We start from the raw sequence: 18,727 nt of genomic DNA, 5'->3' as shown, positions 1-18,727 counted from the left end.
CCTGTCACTTGAACAAGGTTTCCGGAACTCCCGTTTCGTTTTCAGAAAAACTACCAAATTTGACAGCAAGAATAGGCAAAACAAACAGGTTAAGTATCATTGATGTCATGAGCCCTCCAAGAATGACAGCTGCCATAGGTCCTTCGATTTCCCGCCCAGGCGCATTCATATCAACAGCCAGAGGCGCCAGTCCAAGCGCCGTAACGAGCGATGTCATGAGTACGGGGACGACGCGGTCTCTGGCCCCCCGGAGCGCTGTTGTTACTCCCCATGTGAGATGTTCCCGCTCGACCAAAGTCTCAAAATGCGAAATCATCATCACCGAATTCCGAAGCGTAATCCCGAATAGAGTAACGAAGCCGACTGTTGCCCCAAGAGTTAGCGTTGTGCCGGAAACAATGATTGCCAGAATGCCGCCGACAAATGCGAAGGGAAGATTGACGAGTATCAGAGCGAGATTGCGCCATCCTTGTGTGATTATTGAGAGCAGAATCATGACCGCTATGGCAGCGAGCCCGGAATTTATAAACAGTTCCTTGCGTGATTGTGATTCAGCTTCCGCTGCGGATGTAAACTGAACGTAGGTTCCAAGAGGCAGTTTGATATTTTTTGCTATAGTCGTGCGTGCGTCCTGAACGAAAGATTGAGCTGATCGTCCTGTAACATTTGCGGTGACAGTCTGTGTTCTCTGTGCTCCCAGATGTGACACCTGATAGCGACCGTTCGTCTCATATATGTCTGCGACAGCGCGGAGTGGTACGTAGTTTCCGTGAACAGTATGCAGTGGCAGGAAGCCGACAGACGCAACATCATTACGACTTGCGTCATCAAGACGAACCATAACATTAAAAGCCGCAGAACGCTCGTATATCTGCCCCACGGTTTCACCCTGCCAGGCTGTATGGATGGATCGGAGTACATCCGCCGACCGAAGCCCCCAGCGCTCCAGATCAGCAGGGCGTAGCCGAATAGCAAGTTCCGGAACACCAGGGGGTGCTTCTATCCGGACATCTGTTGCGCCATGTATCTGATGCAACATGCGGACAATATTATTTGCCTGGATATCCAATACATCCAGATCATCGCCAATAATATTGATTGCCACAGCCGAAGACGAACCAGAAAGGGTTTCGTTTACGCGCATCGTCAAAAAACTACTGACAGAAAAACTGGCCCCAACGAACCCGTCAAGCGCTTTGCGAACGCGGGCATCAATCTGTCGGGAAGCCTTCCCATCCACCTGATTCAAATCAACCTCAAACTCGCTGGTATGTGGTCCATACGTGTCCTCATCCAGCGAGGCGCGTCCGACTCTCTGAGCAACCGAACGGATTTCGGGAAGCTGACGAAGTTTTTCTGTAACCTGTCTACCTAATTTCAGAGACTGTTCCAGGGAAGTCCCCGGAGCAGCCGTCATATGAATGATAAGGTGACCTTCCTTGAAATCAGGAATGAAATCGCTTTCAAGGAATGGAAGGGCCGCAAACCCTATCAAGGTGGTCAGGATCATCCCGCCTATAACAAATCGGGGATGGCGCATTAATCTGGCCAGAAGACGTTCATAAGCTCTGGCGGTCCATCCTGCCAGGGGGGGCTCTCTCCGGGTTTCTCCAGGCGTCGCCAAGAGCCATGCGCAGAGTGCAGGTACAACGGTTACAGCAGCGGCAAGAGAAGCCATGACCGCAAGAACATAAGCTGTTGCCAGTGGAGCAAACAGTCGTCCCGAAAGTCCGGGAAGGGCGATGACAGGCAAGAAAACGATAATGACAGCAAAGGTCGCGTAAACCACTGCACTGCGGACTTCAACGCATGCATCGAGTACGACGCGCGCTGTAGATGCGGGCTGGACCAGAAGCCGGTTTTCACGCAATCGGCGTGTAACATTTTCGACCCCGATCACGGCGTCATCCACGACCTCGCCGATGGCGATAGCAAGCCCCCCCAGGGTCATGGCATTCAAAGTAACCCCGAGTGTCTCCAGCAACGACAGGGCTATCAGAATAGCCAAAGGTATGGTGGCGCAACAGATTGCAGCGGTTCGCAGGTCAAAAAGGAAAAGAAAGATTACGGCAACCACCAGAAAACCGCCCAGAAGCAATGCTCGTGTGGCATTCCCCAATGCGGTCGTAATGAAATTGGCGGGTCGGAACAGGTCAGCATGCAATGTAATCCCCTGTCCCTGCAATTGCGGGCGGAAATCGGTAAGTGCCGCCTCGATTTCCCGGGTCACAGCCATCGTATTGGCACCGTACTGTTCCCATATATTAACCACAATGCCTGTCTTTCCCTCGATACTGGCCGCGCCGAAGGCGGGAATAGGGGCTTCAGTTACAGTGGCAATACTGCCCAGTGTGACAGCACCATTATCAGAGCGGACAATCACAGTGCGGGCCAGACTTTCTGGCGTCAGGGCCTGACCGTCAGACTGAAGAACGACTCTTTGGTTCGGGGTATCAATAAAGCCGGCCCCCTGTATGCCAGTTGCTTCCTGGGCAGCCGCAAGGACGTCATCAAGTCCGATATGATGCAAGATGAGTTGGTCTGGATGTACCTGTATCTGGAGTGACCGACGCTCCCCGCCAAACACACTGACTCCAGCCACACCAGGCAACGCCAGCAGACGCGGCCTTAATGACCAGTCAGTAAGCGTGCGCAACTGCATGAGGGACTGTTGTTCCGACGTCAGACCAATCACCAGTACCAGACCGGCGGATGAGGTCAGTGGCGTCATAGTCGGAGCATGAACACCGGCTGGCAATTGCTGTGCAACAACATTCATTTGTTCCCCGACCAGTTGCCGGGCGCGATAAATATCGGTCGATGTCGCAAACAGGACGTTGACGACTGACAGTCCCTGAATCGAAGTCGATTGCACGCGCTGAATACCCGGGAGGCCGGTCAGGGCAATTTCCATTGGGCGACTAACCAATGTTTCGACCTGTTCCGGCGTAAAACCAGCGGCTTCGGTCTGAATCGTGACCCGTGGCGGAATGAATTCCGGAAACACATCATAGCTGGCATGTCTCAAGCCATACAGGCCATAGAAGAACAACAGACATGCGGTTGCGATAACCACGCCCCGGAAGCGGATCGAAAACCCGATAATAGCTGCCTGAAGGCTGAAAGAACGTCCCGTCATCAGTCGTCATCGTCTCCTGATTCAAGCTGAGCTCGGAATTCTTCAGACAGAAGTAATTGCGTACCCTCTACGACGATTTGCGTTTCGTGTGTGATTTGTCCTGGAGTATCTTGGATCAGGTAGCCACCTTCTCGGTCCGGCACGTCGGTCGTAAGGGGTAGGCGTGTAAATTTTCCGTGTCCGTTATCACGGTATATCCACGACTTACCTTGCAGCCAGATAATAGCTGATGCAGGTATCCGGATACCGGGACGTTCCTCTTCGGTAGGCAGGAGAACGGAAACATTCATGCCCGCGACAAGCTGACTTTCAGCCGACGCAAAATAGAAAAAGCTACGCCCCTGAATAGCAGGATCGGTCATGGTTACAGGAGACAAATAGTGGAGCATTGTCCCGTGTCCACCCGTGTTTCCATAATCGGTCACATCCGCCTGACTTGGTGGGGTTGGTAGATCCGTATCTGGTGGAAGGGTCACCTTGACCAAGACCACTTGTTGTTGAAGTAACTGTGTAATGAAAATTGTATTTTTTTCGGTAGCGTCAGATATGACCGAACCAAATTGCTGTCTGATAATATTAAGTGCGTTATTCACCCGGACCTGTTCTGCTTTTACCATAGCTGAGTTGGACTGAAATCTGGCTGTTGTCTCCTGGAATTGTTCCTGAGAGATATTCTGCCGGTCGCGATACAGTCCTTTGTCACGATCGAGTTTCGCACGGGCAAGCGTCTGCTGTGCCTGCATGCTCTCCAGCCGCGCTTTCATGTCAGCATAATCACTAACAAGAGTGATAAGTTGTGTTGCGTTCAGAACGTAACCATAGGCGGGAACCAACTTTCTCCAAGGCACGATGCTGGGTCGTGCAGAAGCGATGCCACTCTTCGTAACTGCTTCCGGGGAGACCGTCACGGTCGCCTCTGCGCCAAGAACCGAAACTGGTGGATCATCATCATCTGCAATAGCAATGTCCGCCACGTTTAGAACTAGGAAGACAGAAAGACCTACAAGAGGCAGCCAGAAGGCCCTCGCTTTCATGGTGAGTTCCTTTGGTTATTTTCAAGCAGGCCGGAAACCTGCGCGGCACTGGTGTGATCAAAAATGGGCTGCTGCATGCCATCTTCGATCTGACCTATGGCTTGCCGTTGCTGAATTTCTGCTTCAAGAAGAGCGGTCTCTGCTTGAATCTGCTCTATATGAGTCATAACCATCGTTGGTCGGTCGATTGCGCCTGACTGAAGGCGGTGCTGCATCTGGTTCAGCCTTACCCGTACGGTTTTGGCAAGTTCATCCGCCTGTAGCAGAATTGATGTCGTGCCGCGGTAATTGGCCGTAGCCTGCGAGATGGACTTAAACACCGTGTTCTCTGCACGCCGGAGACGAGCCGCCGCCTCATGCTCCTGCCCAACAGCTTCAGCTATGGGGCCTTCGTTCTGATTGAAAATCGGAATTTGCAGAGAGGGATTTACCTCAAAGCGATTTGAAATATCCCAGTTATAGGCGGGACTGATGGTGACATCGGGATAGCGTCGGGAAACTTCGACCCGTAGAGCCTGTCGGGCGGCGTCATAAGACGCAAGAAGTTTCCGCAGATCCGCGCGTTGCATTACGGCTTGGTATCTCATGTCCTGTGAATCGCGGTATTCCATGAGGTCGGGACAGACATCAAATGCTTTTGTATCAAGAGCAATGGAATCAAGTGCTTCGGCAGGAACCCCGATTGCTCCTGCCAGAGCTGCCTTACGGACGGCATACTCGCGCCGCAGATCACTGACAGACAACTCGGCATGGATCATTTCCGTCCGTACCTGCGATATTTCGAGAGCGGATGCTCGCCCCTGATCAAAACGTGCCTGTTCCAGGGTAAAGAGTTCGCGTTTAGCTGCCGCAGTCTCTTCCACAAGCTTGAGGCGCCCGGATACAGCCCAGACGCCGAGAAGAGCAGACCGCGTGTCGCTGCGTAGTTTCCATGCAGTATTGATGACTTCCCATTGCGCGACGGCAGCCCGATATCTGGCTTCTTTGATACGGTGATAACGCCTGCCGAAAAATTCGATCAGTATTGACGCGCCGTAGCCGACGTAATGAGCCGATGGGCCACCCAGCACCGTGAAACTGGGATTGGGCAGTTGACCGGCTGTCTTGATTCCAGCGCGAGCCGTTTCCAGTTCAGCTTTAGCTACAAGGATATCGGGATGAAAATACAAGGTAGCAAGCGTCAGGCGAGTGATGCCCCATGCGTTTTCCTGACTCGATACGTTTGGTCCGAGAACTTTTGTAATGAATTCTTGCAATCCGGCATCCGTAAATTGACGGCTGGAAAATTTCTGGACATCTGATTCCGGCGAAATATTTGAGTGATCACTATTTGTACAGCCACAGAGTAGGGGAAAAATCAGGAGAATGAATGCCGCATTATAGCGTGTGCGTCTCCTTACCTGCTTAATATATTCTAGAGTATTATATGATTTATACATTGATATGTCGTGATATATCTGATTTGTTATCTGTTAGTTCTACTCTCGATTGTCGCATAATCTGCACACCTCCACTAATACCAAGCATCGCAAGGATGGCAGCTACCGCAATATCCGGCCACGCAGAACGAGTGCCAAACACGCCCAGAGCTGCCAGCACAACGGCAACATTTCCGATCGCATCATTACGAGAGCAGATCCATACAGAACGGCGGTTGGCATCACCTTTCCGGTGTGTCCATAATATGAGGGCACAGGCCAGATTGACCGCGAGGGCAAGCAGACCAATGCCGCCCATTGCGTCTGGGTGAGGCGGATGGTTGCTGTTCATTACTATCCACCCAGCATTGGCCATTACCCATAGCCCAGCCATGAACAGGGTCAGGCCTTTCAGAAAGGCCGCGCCAGCTCGCCATCGCAATGCCATTCCGGCAACACTGAGGCTTATTGCGTAGTTGGCGCTGTCGCCAAGGAAATCAATCGCGTCCGCCTGTACGGATGCAGATCCAACCGACACGCCAGCCCCAGCTTCAACGGCAAACATGCTGGCATTGAGAAAAAGCGCGATCAGGAGCGCTCTCCGCCATGATTTATTGATTGGTAGCGGCGTATCTGTGCATCCACCACAGCATCCTCCTGCCATCCAGCGCCTCCCTGACGAATCATCTGTTTTAATGTATGCTCCCTGTAGCAACTACAGGGTCAAGAGGCAGGGAATGCGATCGATTGGTGCCTTGGGGAAGGCGACGAATACCAAAGTCGAGACGATCCGCTATTACGAACGGATCGGTCTTCTGGCTCCGCCACAGCGGACCGATGGCAATTATCGCACTTATGATGATGAGGCACTCGCGAGACTGTCTTTTATTCGTCGATCTCGGGATCTGGGTTTTTCATTAGACCAGGTAAGAGCTCTATTATCCCTAACGGATCAGGGAACCCAGGATTGTAAGACAGTTGATAGAATTGCTCGTGACCATATGGCAGAAATTGAGCGCAAAATTGCGGATCTCATCGCATTGCGCCATGAACTTTCTACGATGATAGAATCATGCGGGGGAGGTAATATTTCAGAATGCCGAATTATTGAAGCACTTTCTCCGTTTGATAATTAGTTCTCCTGACTTTTTTCGCAGCCAGTCGATTCTGCATTTGACGGAAGATTACCCGAAATAGTTATACGGCCTCATCCTCACGTGTCAGAATCTGAAAAATCCTCATGGAAAATTCAAGGACTATACGTGCTCCCATGGTGGCAGTTTATGATCAGGCCAGTTCTGAAGCAGACATTCGGCTTCCCCCCCATAGCTGCCGCATCAGCAGGAAAGGACCAGTTCTGCCATCCCGTCCAATCTGGCTTTATGGCGTTCCCACTCTGGCATGAAACGCGCTAGAAGACCCCAGAAAGCGGCATTATGATTGTGCTCCTGCAAATGACATAGTTCATGCAAGATCACATAATCAATGCAGTCCCGTGGGGCTTTGACCAGATGCGGGTTGAGCGTGATGGTCCCACCCGGTGAGCAGTTGCCCCATTGCGTCTGCATCACCTGGAGCTTCAGGGCAGGGGGCGTGGTGACCCAGAGTGCTGACGGCAGCAGCGCATCAAGGCGGTTCCGAAACACGTCCTGCGCCCGCGCAAAATACCAGAGTTCCAGAAGCTTCTGAATCCGCAGAGCGTTGCGCTCCTGCACGGAAACTTCCAACCGCCCACGTAACATCCGCACGGTTTCTGGCACATCGGGCTGATGATGCACTTTCAGCAGATGCCGCCGTCCCAGATAGAAGTGGCTTTCCCCGCTGACATAGGCGCGCGGCGTGGCGTGTTCCTGCACTGCCCGGAAGTCCCGAAGCTTCTGCCAGATCCAGCGGATCTTNCTGCGCCCGCGCAAAATACCAGAGTTCCAGAAGCTTCTGAATCCGCAGAGCGTTGCGCTCCTGCACGGAAACTTCCAACCGCCCACGTAACATCCGCACGGTTTCTGGCACATCGGGCTGATGATGCACTTTCAGCAGATGCCGCCGTCCCAGATAGAAGTGGCTTTCCCCGCTGACATAGGCGCGCGGCGTGGCGTGTTCCTGCACTGCCCGGAAGTCCCGAAGCTTCTGCCAGATCCAGCGGATCTTCTGGTGTAGCGCCTTGTCCAGATCAGCCTCTGTTGTGCCTTCGGGAATCACCACCTGCACAGTCAGGTCTGGATGCACCTTGATGCGCAATGTCGTGCCGGGACGTGCGCGGGGAATCAGGTTCACGCAGATCCGCTCCCCTCCATAGGTCAGGACGCGAGTGGGAGTTTCTTCCATGCTCAGCCGCGTAGGGTATCAGCAGGACCAGCCCGCATGATCTGGATGACCTGCTCGATGATCTCCTGCGCCTTGTCCACGCCAAAGCCCGCTTTCTGGCCCGTGCTGAACAGGAGCGGCAGTAGTTCCTTCCTGACCGCTTTTTCCATATCGGGGCGGCTGAGCGAGTTCTCCCGCACCGCCTTGTCCACGATTGTGTCAATCTCGAACGCCAGATCAATCCAGCGCTGTGTCTCATCATCCGTCTTCTTATGGTTGAAGATGGCAGCAAGTGTTTTGAAGAACACGCCATAATAGGCCTGCGCATGCCGGTGCCCCTCAAAAACAGTCGGAATGTTCTCCAGCTTGCGGTTGGCCACCTGTTCCTCAAACTCCTGAAACAGCATGAACTGCTTGAGCGGATGATCAAACAGGCTCTCTGCTTCCGCGATCACCTTGCGCAGCAGGGCCGAGAACGCTTCCTTCGCATACGGATCATCCTGCATCTCGTGGTCGATTATTTTCGTCACACGGGTGCGGATCAGGTCCGTCTCGTTGCGGGTTTTCTCCTCGCTCCAGTTTTCGGGCTCGTTGTCTTCCGGCTTCTGCCCCATCTTGCCCACGGCATACAGACCGCCAGACTCATGCAGCTTCACCCCGGCGACGTGCCGGTCCAGCAACTTCTTGACCTGCTCGGCATACTGGTCGAAGTCCACCGTCTCACCCGTATCCTGCATCATCATCTGGCGCAGACTGGTCAGTTGCTTCAGCGTCTCCTTGTAGGTGGCGCGGTCCTTTTCCGTAAAGCTGGTGTCTTCAAAGAACGCCACGGATTGCAGCGCGACCTTCAGGCAGGCGGCAAACTTTGTCAGCGCTTCATAGAAGTCATCCCGGCGCTTGAGGTTCACGTCCACCATCTGGCCGTGCTCCTCCACCATGCGGGGCATCAGCACGGAGCGAAGTTGCTGGAGGTCGCTTCTGTTCTTCACACTGTCAAAAATGGCCCAGAGCGCTTTGTGTAGGGCCGGAAGTTCCCGGTATTCCGTGCTCATCTGGCTATACAGCCCGGCAATATCCTTCGGGTCATACCCGCCGACATTCTCGGCCGCCAGTTCATCATATTTGGCCAGTGTGGTGTCCAGCTCTGCCAGAATGCCGCGATAGTCGATCAGCAACCCGTGCTTCTTCTGGTCATGCAGTCGGTTTACGCGGGCGATGGCCTGGAGCAGGTTGTGCTGCTTCAGCGGCTTGTCGATATAGAGCACCGCGTTCTTCGGTTCGTCAAAGCCGGTCAGCAGCTTGTCGACCACGATGATCAGCTTGAGATTGGGATCGTTCTCAAAGCGGTCAATCACATTTCGCGTGTAGTCTTCCTCGCTCTGGCTGCCGACATTCTCCTTCCACCAGTCCTGAATTTCGGGCTGCTTGCGCTCATCCACTTCCGTATGGCCTTCGCGCGTATCGGGCGGGCTCATGACCACAGCGCTCTCGAACAACCCAACCTCATCCAGATACCGTTTGTAGCGGATGGCGGAGAGCTTGCTGTCACAGGCCAGCATGCCCTTGAGGTCTTTATCAATATTGTTGTCGAAATGCGTGGCCAGATCCATGGCGATCAGCCGGATGCGGTCATCCGCCTTGTAAACCTGATTGGCGCGGGCGAAGCGCTTCTTGAGGTCTGTGACCTGTTCTTCGGTCAGCCCCTGCGTGATGCGCTCAAACCAGGCATCAATGGCGCGGTCGTTCACATCCAGATCGGGCTTGCGTTCTTCATAGAGCAGGGGCGTCACGGTCCCGTCCGAGACAGCCTGCTGCATGGTGTAGGAGTGGATGATCTTGCCAAAGCGATTGGTGGTCTCACTCCCTTTGAGCAGCGGCGTGCCGGTAAAGGCGATGAAGGCGGCATTGGGCAGGGCGTGCTTCATGCGGGCATGGTTTTCACCGCCCTGACTGCGATGGCCTTCATCCACCAGCACGATGATGTCCGCGCTGTCATTATGACATTCGGGCAGCGTGGTTGCCGTGTGGAATTTGTTGATGAGCGAGAAGATGATCCGCTCCTGCCCATGCCCGATCTGCTGCGCCAGACGGCGGCCTGAGGTGGCGAGTGCGTCTTCCTTGTCCTTCTTGTCCGCAAGTTCACCGCCGGTGGAGAAGGTGGTGCTCAACTGGCGTTCCAGATCCTTGCGATCTGTCACCAGCAGAATACGGCATTGCTTGAGATCATCATCCAGAATGAGGGCGCGGCTGAGGAACACCATGGTGAAGGACTTGCCCGACCCCGTGGTGTGCCAGACCACGCCGCCCTCACGTCCGCCATCGCTGCGGCGGGACTTGATGCGTTCCAACAGACGCTTGATGCCGAAAACCTGCTGATAGCGGGCCACGATCTTGCCCGCCTTGCGGTCGACCAGCGTGAAGAACCGCGCCATCTCCAGCAGACGCTCGGGCGAGAGTAGGCCGATCAGCAGCCGGTCCTGATCCGTGACATGCAACGGGCGGGACGCCCAGTCCTCGAACCATGCCCGGTCAGAGGGTTTCCGTTCGGCAAACAGCGCGTCTTTCTGCGTTCCTGAAAGCGGCGTGTTCTTGAGCGTCTCCATCCGGCTTTCAGGAATGTCCTCTTCCTTCCAGCTTGCCCAGAATTTTTTGGGTGTGCCGCAGGTGCCATAGCGCCCGTCATGCCCGGTGATGGACAGCAGAAGCTGGCTGTAGGCAAAAAGCTGCGGAATTTCGTCCTTGTTCTGGTTGCGAATACTCTGGGAAATCCCGGCCTCCACGGTCGGGCCTTTGCCCGGCTGGCCATCGGGGCGCTTGGCCTCGATGACGGCCAGCGGAATCCCGTTGACGAAGCACACGATGTCCGGCCTGCGGGTCTGTGTCAGATCCGTGCGCAGAACGCTGTATTCCTCGGTGAAGGTAAAGCTGTTGTTGTCCGGGTTCTGCCAGTCGATGAGGGCGATGGTCGGGTTGGCCTTGCGCCCGTTGATGAACTCATGTGCAACAATTCCGAACAGCAGATGCGTGGTCATCTTGTCATTCGCATCGCGCAGGCCGGAGACAAAGTCCGGCTGCGTGACGACGGAGACAAGCCGTTCGATCGCCTGATCGGACAGGGCGTGCTCCTGTCCTTCAAACGTAAAGCGCCGCTTTTTCAGTTCCGCCCGCAGGAGAGGGGCGAGCACCACGGCACTCTGCTTGCCGCCCCGCAGGGCCAGCGCCTCGGATGGTGGCAGAAACCGCCAGCCGAGGGTGCTGAGCAACGCCAGTGCGGGAAGCTTGGCGCTGTATTCTTCCTGAAATTTCGGGACAGAAACCATGATGTTCAAATATCCTGTAAGCTGAAATACCTTAATCGACTGTCACGCGGCGTTTGCCCGTGAGAAGCTGCTGCATCAGGGCTTTCTTTTCCTGACGCAGACGGGCGAGGTCGGATTCAAGGGCAGCGAGTTCTTCGTCAGCGGTGGTCAGGACAGCGGCGATGGCTTTTTGTTCGGGGAGTAGGGGCGCGCTGATGTGTATTTTGCCGAAGTCTTTTTTAGATATTTCGGCAAATGTTGACCCAGAGGCCAGGCGCTGTATTTCATGCTTCTGAGTGCACAGAAAGTAATAGACAAACTCGGGAAGGAATAATTTATTAAATACGATATTTTTGAAGCCTTGATTAGTTGTAATGGGTTTCTTGGCAATCGCCATATAACCAATCGTGGCGCGTGTACAAACAAGCAAGGAGCCTACTGGTAACAAAATGGTTGAGCTGTCTTTAATTCCCGTCTGTGTTATTTTTCGCTTTGTATCATCAACGTATTTCCCTCTTAACGATGTGACATCGGTAGGCGTGAGCCAAAGCACATCTCCATCCCAATAAGCGGGCACTGTGGTATCGGGTGTGCCGCCAGAGACAATTTTTCCGGTCTTTTCTAAAGAGACTTTCTTCCACTCCCCCGTGAACCCCGACAGGCGTTTTTTGCCTGTGAGGAGTTGCTGCATAAGGGCTTTTTTCTGCTGCTGGCTGTTGGCCAGAAGCTTCTCAGTCCCATCGATCGCACGATCCCACGTCGAGAGGATCGCCGCGATCTTCTTCTGTTCGGGGAGAGGGGGGAGTGGAATCTCAACTTGCTGATAAGCTCCTACATTTAAATGTTTCTGAGCCATTCCTCCTTGGAGGTTAGCAACCTGTGATTTTCCATATTCTGAGTTGGTAAAAAGACAGAGGTAAGTAGGGATGATTTTTTGTATGTCAGGGCGAGCTATTACGACATCGATCGCATTGCAGCCAGCATATTGCGGAGTTACCACGCAAGCTGTGCCGGGATAGCCTGTACGAACGACCAGAACATCCCCAGTTTTCAACTCACTTTTTTTATTTTCATTGTGGCCTTTGTGAGAAAAATAGACCCAGTCTGAGTTGTTGACCTGACCTTCTTTCACATTGGCTGAACGAAAAGCTTTAATGCCTTCGCTTGCAGAGACGTAATATTGTGATGGTTTAATAACAACGCCCACAGAAACGGATCGACAGACTTCTGCAACAGATCGTTTTTTCCAATCTTCAGGAAGCATAACCCAGCTCCTTCAGATAGGCGTCCATCTGGGCTTCCAGTTTGGCCAGTTCCGTCTTGATTTCCGCTCGTTCCTTGCGCACGGCGTTCAGGTCGATTTCCGCTTCTTCCTCAAACGTATCGACATAACGCGGAATGTTCAGGTTGTAGTTGTTCTCCCTGATCTCGTCCGGTGTGGCGAGGTGGGCGTATTTGTCCACGTCCTTGCGGGCGCGGTAGGTCTCAACAATCTTGGTGATGTTCTCTTCGGTCAGCACGTTCTGGTTCTTGCCCGCTTTGAACTCGCGGCTGGCGTCAATGAACAGCACGTCCTTCGTCTTTCGGTCCTTGCGGAAGATCAGGATGGCGGCCGGAATCCCCGTGCCAAAGAACAGCTTTTCCGGCAGGCCGATCACGGCATCCAGCAGGTTTTCCTCAATCAGCTTCTGGCGGATCCTGCCTTCAGAACTGCCCCGGAACAGCACCCCATGCGGCACCACCACGCCCATGCGGCCCGTGCGGTCTTTCAGGGTGGAAATCATATGTAGGATAAAGGCGTAATCGCCCTTGGTCTTGGGCGGCACGCCACGGGCAAAGCGGTGATGCACGTCCTGCTCCGCCTCGTCATGGCCCCACTTGTCGAGGCTGAAAGGTGGGTTGGCTGTCACCACGTCAAAGCGCATCAGGTGGTTTTTATCATCCAGCAGCTTGGGGTTGCGGATGGTGTCGCCCCATTCAATGCGATGGTTGTCCTCGCCATGCAGGAACATGTTCATCTTGGCGAAGGACCACGTGGAGCCAATGGCTTCCTGCCCATACAGGGCGTAGTCCTTGCTGCCGTTGTGGTTCTGCGTCACCTGTTTGCCGCACTTCATGAGCAGGGAGGCCGAACCACAGGCCGGGTCACAAATACTCTCACCCGGCTGAGGGCTCAGAATACGGGCCAGCAGTTCACTGACTTCCGGCGGGGTATAGAACTCGCCCGCCTTCTGCCCGCCACTGGCGGCGAAGTTCTTGATGAGAAACTCATAGCCATTGCCGATCACATCCAGATTGCCCACGCGAGAAGGGCGCAGGTTTAGATCCGGTTTGTGAAAATCTTCCAGCAGATGCCGCAGGATGGTGTTCTTCTGCTTTTCATCACCCAGCTTGTCTGAATTGAAGCTGATGTCCTGAAACACGCTTTTGCCCGCGTCCTTCAGCTTGGTGCCGTTGGCTTCTTCAATGGCGTGCAGGGCTTTATCAATCCGTTCGCCATTACCGGGGGCGTTGCGCTCTTTGTAGAGGGTGTAGAAATCAGCACCTTTCGGCAGAACAAAGCGTTCCTGCTGAAGCATCGCTTCGATCAGGTCCGGATTGTCACCATATTCCTTTTTGTAGCCGTCATAATGGTCCTGCCAGACATCGGAGATGTATTTCAGGAACAGCATGGTCAGCACGTAATCGCGGTAGGTGTCAGGGCTGACGGTGCCACGAAAGGTATCGCAGGCACTCCAGAGCGCCTTGTTGATGGTGTCTTGAGAAATCTGTTCGGTCACGAAGTCAAATCCTGTTTCAATATATGCAAGAAATATCAGTCAGCCAGAAGGTCTCTTGCAAGACCGGTCATGATCTGCTGGTTGGTCTGGCGCAGGCGTTGGAGAAAGTCTTCCTCGCGCTGCATGGCGTTGGCCAGGCCCACAATATGTTCCTGTCGAGGTAGGGGAGGCAGCATAACGGGGGTGGCCTCCAGCACCGGTCGGGCGATGTTGCGCACAAGGGTGGAACTCTGTCCGTTCTGTTCCAGATGCCGCTGCGCCGGTTCCTGATTGAGCCACCATGCCAGATAGGCGGGCAGCACGTCTGGACGCGACACGCGCAGCAGAAAGAAGTGCGGAGCGGCGACAGCCTGAAGGCTGCCAATGCGCTCATCGATCAGAACTGCCTGAGACACATTGCCACGGGCAGGGAAGAGAATGTCGTCCGGACGCAGCCAGTCCGGCTCACGCCGTCCGGTTATCTCGGTGCGCACGCAGGACGTCCAGTCCACGCCGGAAGGTGAGGTGTCCCGCATCTGCACGACAGCTGTTTCCGCACCCGCAACGGGGTCAATCCGTCCTCTGAACGGGTGCCCCGCCGAGATGCTGGCGACTGCTGCCAGATCCATTTTCTGTGCGCCATTTAGTTTCATGTGATTTTGGTAGGCGATTGGGAGGACACCGTCAACAGGTTTTTGCCATCAGCTTTCGTGCAGAGAAACGCTCCCGTAAATTTTGTCTTTCTTGGGTTATGACACGTCATGACGGTGTCACGTGGGTGTCATTTCTATCGTACCTTTGGTGCTCCCTTAAGTGCCAGAATGACGGCGTCATGACGCCACCTCAAATGGCGTCATGGGGCCAGTGACACTGTCAGAAGCTGTCATTGCAGCCGTCATGACGGGGCCATGACAGCTGTCACGCAAGGCGTCATTGATGTCATGAGTCCTGAAAAACGGCAGAAAACAGCCATTTCCCCGTTTTTCGGCTTGTCCTGGCTTTTGGGTGTGTGAGGGCACGCTACCTCAATTTCATATGCACACTCCGTTATGCATATGAAATCGCTACGTTTTTTTTGTTCTATCGCGGCATTTTTGCGACGCAAAAATCAAAGCCGCTCTTTTTCTCCGCTTCCAGCGCTCTTGCACCTACGGTGCGCCCTGATGACGGGGTGTGAAGGTGTCATTTTTCGGGGTGTGCGTTGTGAGGCGCATGACCCCAAATTCCCCAGAGGATTTTGTTCCCTGTATCGTTGGGGAGTGAGGATTGGGGTGGTGCGTCTCGTTCCTTCATGCTTTGAACGAGAGAAAACAATGTCTGATCGTACTACGATTTCGTCCGCCACTGAGGTGGACCTCATGCAAATTGTCGCCCTGCACCGGCTGCTTGATTTTGCTGTCAGTGAGGCTCTTGCTGGTAACGTGGATGACAGTGTCCTGGAAGGGACGGTCATTCTGACGCGTATGGTTGGCCAGAAGGTCAGGCTGGTTGCCAACAGGGTGCTGGGNAGTGAGGATTGGGGTGGTGCGTCTCGTTCCTTCATGCTTTGAACGAGAGAAAACAATGTCTGATCGTACTACGATTTCGTCCGCCACTGAGGTGGACCTCATGCAAATTGTCGCCCTGCACCGGCTGCTTGATTTTGCTGTCAGTGAGGCTCTTGCTGGTAACGTGGATGACAGTGTCCTGGAAGGGACGGTCATTCTGACGCGTATGGTTGGCCAGAAGGTCAGGCTGGTTGCCAACAGGGTGCTGGGGAGTGATGCCTCTTTCCGCGATGACTGAAGCCAATGCTGCGAATGAGCAGTAAGCCGCTACAGCTTAACTTTCCCTTTTCATAATACACGCTTGTTCTCAGAATGCTCGCTGAGCAATGGGGAACGTGCGTCCACCTTACGGACACTTCAAATGACACCCGCTTTACCGAACAATGATCGTTTTAATAATGCTCTTCCAGCCTGGATGTTTACTGGTTTTTTCCGCCCGAATGACATTGAGCGTTACGCGCAGCTCTCTCATGATCTGCTGGTGACGCCGACGCCGCAGATGCTGGAGTTCTGTGATGGAGGCCACGAACTGGTTGCCCGATATAACCGCGACAAGGCCTTATGGCGCACCTTTCGTCAGCGTGTGACAGCGTATTATCGGGATCTCCCTGCTTGGCAGGAGCAGGTTCGCGTCAATAACTACCGGATCGGCTCCATTGTGGAACTGGCTGTTTATCGGCGCTTGCTGCAAGAACAGGAAAGCGGCCTCACGATTATGGTTCAGCCACCCATTCGGGAGTTGGGAAACAGAGGATTTGCCGACTTCGGTCTTTATTTCAAAGGGCACCCTACAGTGTACATTGAGGTTGCCGGGACCGTTACGAGTGCCGGGCAGTCGGTCTCTGAAAATGCTGAGAAATTCCGTATTGGCATTGAGGAGCGTCTGATGCGTTACATGGGAGTCGCACCTGTAGAGGTGATCCATATCGATGAGGTCTGCAATGTGTCCGCGCAGACAGAGCGGGTGCGTCAGGCTATTGAGCGSGCAAAATATGCGTAACTCATTCCTGTTTAAGAATGAATTACCGAAGGAAAAATAGAGACATTAGCGGATAGCGTTTATCCGGTGACACGGGTCAGCCCATGACGGCTGGCCCGTCTCTTCAGAGGTTCGGATTTTGCTCTAAATTTCGATTCTTGGAAGGGGTGTTCCATAGCACCCAATCGTCGCGAAAAAACGCGCAATATGCTGAAAATAAAGACAAAAAATATCAAGAATTTTCGATCACTTTTTCGTGGCATATGAAATTGAGGTAGCGTGCCCTTTTGAGGCTGCCACAGGCTGGTGTGCAATAGTGATGTCACGCTTTTCGCAGGGGAAAAACAGTGACGCAGACTCATGAAAATCCCACACCGGATCTGATATCCGCAAATGACAATCTGACACCAGAAGGTGTCGAAAAAGCCGCTCAAGCAGCGGTCTATGCAGTTGCCAGGCTTATCGGTCGGAGAATGGCACGGGAGTATTTCGCCTCTTATCGGGCAGCTAACGACAACGGCGCTTTGTCCGATAATTCCCAGAAAATCGAGGAAACCCTAAAATGACACGTGTAGTATACTATGCGCGGTATTCGACTGATAAACAAAGCGCCAGTTCAATCGAAGATCAGTTCCGGCTATGCGAGGAATTCGCGATGCGTGAGAAGTGGGCGGTGATCGGTAGTTATCATGATGCTGCTATTTCTGGCTCCGGGATGACTTTAAGGCCCGGCATTCAGGCCCTCTTGCGCGATGCGCAGGCGGGAGCGTTCGATGTTGTACTGGCTGAGGCGCTGGATCGCATTTCGCGAGACCAGGCGGACGTCGCAACATTGTTCAAGCGTCTTTCCTTCGAAGGCATCGCCATCATCACTTTGGCGGAGGGCGAGATCAACGAACTTCATGTTGGTCTCAAGGGAACGATGAACGCTCTGTACATCAAAACTATCGCCCGGAACACGCACCGTGGGCTTTTGGGCCGGGTGATGAAAGGTAAGTCTGGAGGAGGCCTGTGCTATGGCTATCGGGCGCTCAAGAAGGTTGATGCTAATTTCGAACCCGTCCGGGGTGATCGGGAAATTATAACTGAGGAATCTGAAGTCGTTTGTCGTATTTTTCGAGCTTTCGCGGCAGGACGAAGCCCCAGATCTATTGCGGTGGAATTAAATGGGGAGGGGGTTCCTGGTCCGAAAGGCCGTGCCTGGAGTGACACAACCATCCGAGGTCATCTGTCGCGGGGAACCNAAGTCTGGAGGAGGCCTGTGCTATGGCTATCGGGCGCTCAAGAAGGTTGATGCTAATTTCGAACCCGTCCGGGGTGATCGGGAAATTATAACTGAGGAATCTGAAGTCGTTTGTCGTATTTTTCGAGCTTTCGCGGCAGGACGAAGCCCCAGATCTATTGCGGTGGAATTAAATGGGGAGGGGGTTCCTGGTCCGAAAGGCCGTGCCTGGAGTGACACAACCATCCGAGGTCATCTGTCGCGGGGAACCGGGATCGTAAATAACGAATTATATGCGGGAGTCATTGTGTGGAATCGGCAACGTTTTATCAAGGACCCGATTACCGACAAGCGCGTTTCCAGGCCCAATCCAGAACATCTGTGGATCAGGACCGAAGTGCCGGAACTCAGGATAGTCCCTGACGATCTGTGGCAAGCCGTGCGGGCGCGCCAGAAGGAGATTGCTGCCAAAGTCGGTCCGTGCCTTGTGAATACGCGAGAAGGTCGAGCACGGCGGTTGCACCTGGCAAATCGGCCTATGTCGCTCCTGTCAGGGTTGCTCTCATGCGGGTGTTGCGGTGGAAAGATTGGSATCATCGTAAATGGGCGGTTTGGGTGTTTGAACCATTCTCGCCGGGGAACTTGCGAGAATAACCGGACGATCATGCGTGAGAAAGCCGAGGCTCGGGTTCTTTCTGGGCTACAAGAGCGTCTGGTGACTTCCGAGGTGGTTGCCGAGGCCGTTCAGGCTTTTGCAAAGGAAGTGAAGCGTCTTAACCAGACATGGCGTGTGCAGAGTGCTGCTGATCGTAAGGCGCTCGGGAAGGTCGAGCGAGGCATTGCCGGAATTATGGCGGCAATTGAGGACGGGATGTATCAGCCTTCGATGAAAACACGACTGGTCAGCCTTGAGGGGCAGAAGGCGGACATAGTGGCTCGCCTGCGTGAAGCCCCACCTGATGTTCCCAATGTGCATCCGGATATTGCCAGTCACTATCGGCGGAACGTGGAGCGGTTCACCGAGGC

At 53.9% G+C, this 18,727-nt stretch carries 13 protein-coding genes and 5 pseudogenes; 8 read left to right on the top strand and 10 right to left on the bottom strand.

Annotation, left to right across the window (positions count from 1 at the left end; genetic code table 11):
* Positions 1-4 precede the first annotated feature (4 nt).
* The 4 genes from KP703_RS14265 to KP703_RS14250 are packed head-to-tail and all read right to left on the bottom strand — an operon-like array spanning position 5 to position 6,255.
* Positions 5-3,139, bottom strand: coding sequence for an efflux RND transporter permease subunit (locus tag KP703_RS14265; RefSeq protein ID WP_062247650.1), 3,135 nt, complete (start codon positions 3,137-3,139; stop codon positions 5-7).
* A complete protein-coding gene (locus tag KP703_RS14260; protein WP_011251445.1) occupies positions 3,139-4,173 on the bottom strand; it encodes an efflux RND transporter periplasmic adaptor subunit in 1,035 nt (344 codons plus the stop codon). The genes KP703_RS14265 and KP703_RS14260 overlap by 1 nt, the downstream gene beginning before the upstream one ends.
* Positions 4,170-5,612: a TolC family protein gene (locus KP703_RS14255; protein WP_215755419.1), complete on the bottom strand. Its 1,443-nt coding sequence runs from the start codon at positions 5,610-5,612 to the stop codon at positions 4,170-4,172. The genes KP703_RS14260 and KP703_RS14255 overlap by 4 nt, the downstream gene beginning before the upstream one ends.
* Positions 5,605-6,255, bottom strand: coding sequence for a cation transporter (locus KP703_RS14250; RefSeq protein ID WP_010516881.1), 651 nt, complete (start codon positions 6,253-6,255; stop codon positions 5,605-5,607). Before KP703_RS14250 ends, KP703_RS14255 begins: the two co-directional genes overlap by 8 nt.
* A 73-nt stretch (positions 6,256-6,328) precedes the next feature.
* Between KP703_RS14250 and KP703_RS14245 the strand changes: the two genes are divergently transcribed.
* Positions 6,329-6,727, top strand: coding sequence for a helix-turn-helix domain-containing protein (locus tag KP703_RS14245; protein WP_003618791.1), 399 nt, complete (start codon positions 6,329-6,331; stop codon positions 6,725-6,727).
* Positions 6,728-6,928: 201 nt separating this feature from the next.
* Here the strand turns inward: KP703_RS14245 and KP703_RS14240 are convergent.
* The 6 genes and pseudogenes from KP703_RS14240 to KP703_RS14215 all read right to left on the bottom strand — a co-directional run.
* Positions 6,929-7,495 (bottom strand): annotated as a pseudogene (locus KP703_RS14240) (M48 family metallopeptidase); the annotation flags it as partial.
* A 250-nt stretch (positions 7,496-7,745) separates the two neighbouring features.
* A pseudogene (locus KP703_RS15740) lies at positions 7,746-7,916 on the bottom strand (metal-dependent hydrolase); the annotation flags it as partial.
* A gap of 2 nt (positions 7,917-7,918) precedes the next feature.
* Positions 7,919-11,215 (bottom strand): type I restriction endonuclease subunit R, encoded by a 3,297-nt coding sequence (locus tag KP703_RS14230; protein WP_215755418.1) that lies wholly within the window; start codon positions 11,213-11,215, stop codon positions 7,919-7,921.
* A gap of 31 nt (positions 11,216-11,246) precedes the next feature.
* A complete protein-coding gene (locus tag KP703_RS14225) occupies positions 11,247-12,458 on the bottom strand; it encodes a restriction endonuclease subunit S (protein ID WP_215755417.1) in 1,212 nt (403 codons plus the stop codon).
* Positions 12,448-13,974 (bottom strand): type I restriction-modification system subunit M, encoded by a 1,527-nt coding sequence (locus KP703_RS14220; RefSeq protein WP_215755416.1) that lies wholly within the window; start codon positions 13,972-13,974, stop codon positions 12,448-12,450. The genes KP703_RS14225 and KP703_RS14220 overlap by 11 nt, the downstream gene beginning before the upstream one ends.
* Before the next feature lie 35 nt (positions 13,975-14,009).
* Positions 14,010-14,606 carry a restriction endonuclease subunit S gene (locus tag KP703_RS14215; protein WP_215755415.1) on the bottom strand — a complete coding sequence of 199 codons (597 nt, stop codon included), beginning with the start codon at positions 14,604-14,606 and terminating at the stop codon, positions 14,010-14,012.
* Positions 14,607-15,266: 660 nt separating this feature from the next.
* Here KP703_RS14215 and KP703_RS14210 point away from each other — a divergent pair.
* From KP703_RS14210 to KP703_RS15735, 7 genes and pseudogenes are all read left to right on the top strand, one after another.
* Positions 15,267-15,503 (top strand): hypothetical protein, encoded by a 237-nt coding sequence (locus KP703_RS14210; RefSeq protein WP_215755414.1) that lies wholly within the window; start codon positions 15,267-15,269, stop codon positions 15,501-15,503.
* 13 nt (positions 15,504-15,516) lie between these two features.
* On the top strand, positions 15,517-15,738 hold the full coding sequence (locus KP703_RS14205; RefSeq protein ID WP_215755413.1) for a hypothetical protein: 222 nt from the start codon (positions 15,517-15,519) through the stop codon (positions 15,736-15,738).
* Between the two features lie 123 nt (positions 15,739-15,861).
* On the top strand, positions 15,862-16,500 hold the full coding sequence (locus KP703_RS14200) for a hypothetical protein (protein ID WP_215755412.1): 639 nt from the start codon (positions 15,862-15,864) through the stop codon (positions 16,498-16,500).
* Between the two features lie 326 nt (positions 16,501-16,826).
* Positions 16,827-17,045: a hypothetical protein gene (locus KP703_RS14195; protein ID WP_131973884.1), complete on the top strand. Its 219-nt coding sequence runs from the start codon at positions 16,827-16,829 to the stop codon at positions 17,043-17,045.
* Positions 17,042-17,728, top strand: a pseudogene (locus KP703_RS14190) (recombinase family protein); the annotation flags it as partial. The gene KP703_RS14195 and the pseudogene KP703_RS14190, both read left to right, overlap by 4 nt.
* A pseudogene (locus KP703_RS15965) lies at positions 17,646-18,344 on the top strand (recombinase family protein); the annotation flags it as partial. The pseudogenes KP703_RS14190 and KP703_RS15965, both read left to right, overlap by 83 nt.
* A 21-nt stretch (positions 18,345-18,365) precedes the next feature.
* Positions 18,366-18,727, top strand: a pseudogene (locus KP703_RS15735) (recombinase family protein); the annotation flags it as partial.

Source organism: Acetobacter sp. P5B1 (genome assembly GCF_018811985.1).
Taxonomy (GTDB): domain Bacteria; phylum Pseudomonadota; class Alphaproteobacteria; order Acetobacterales; family Acetobacteraceae; genus Acetobacter; species Acetobacter cerevisiae.
This window is presented reverse-complemented; position numbering and strand designations above follow the sequence as displayed.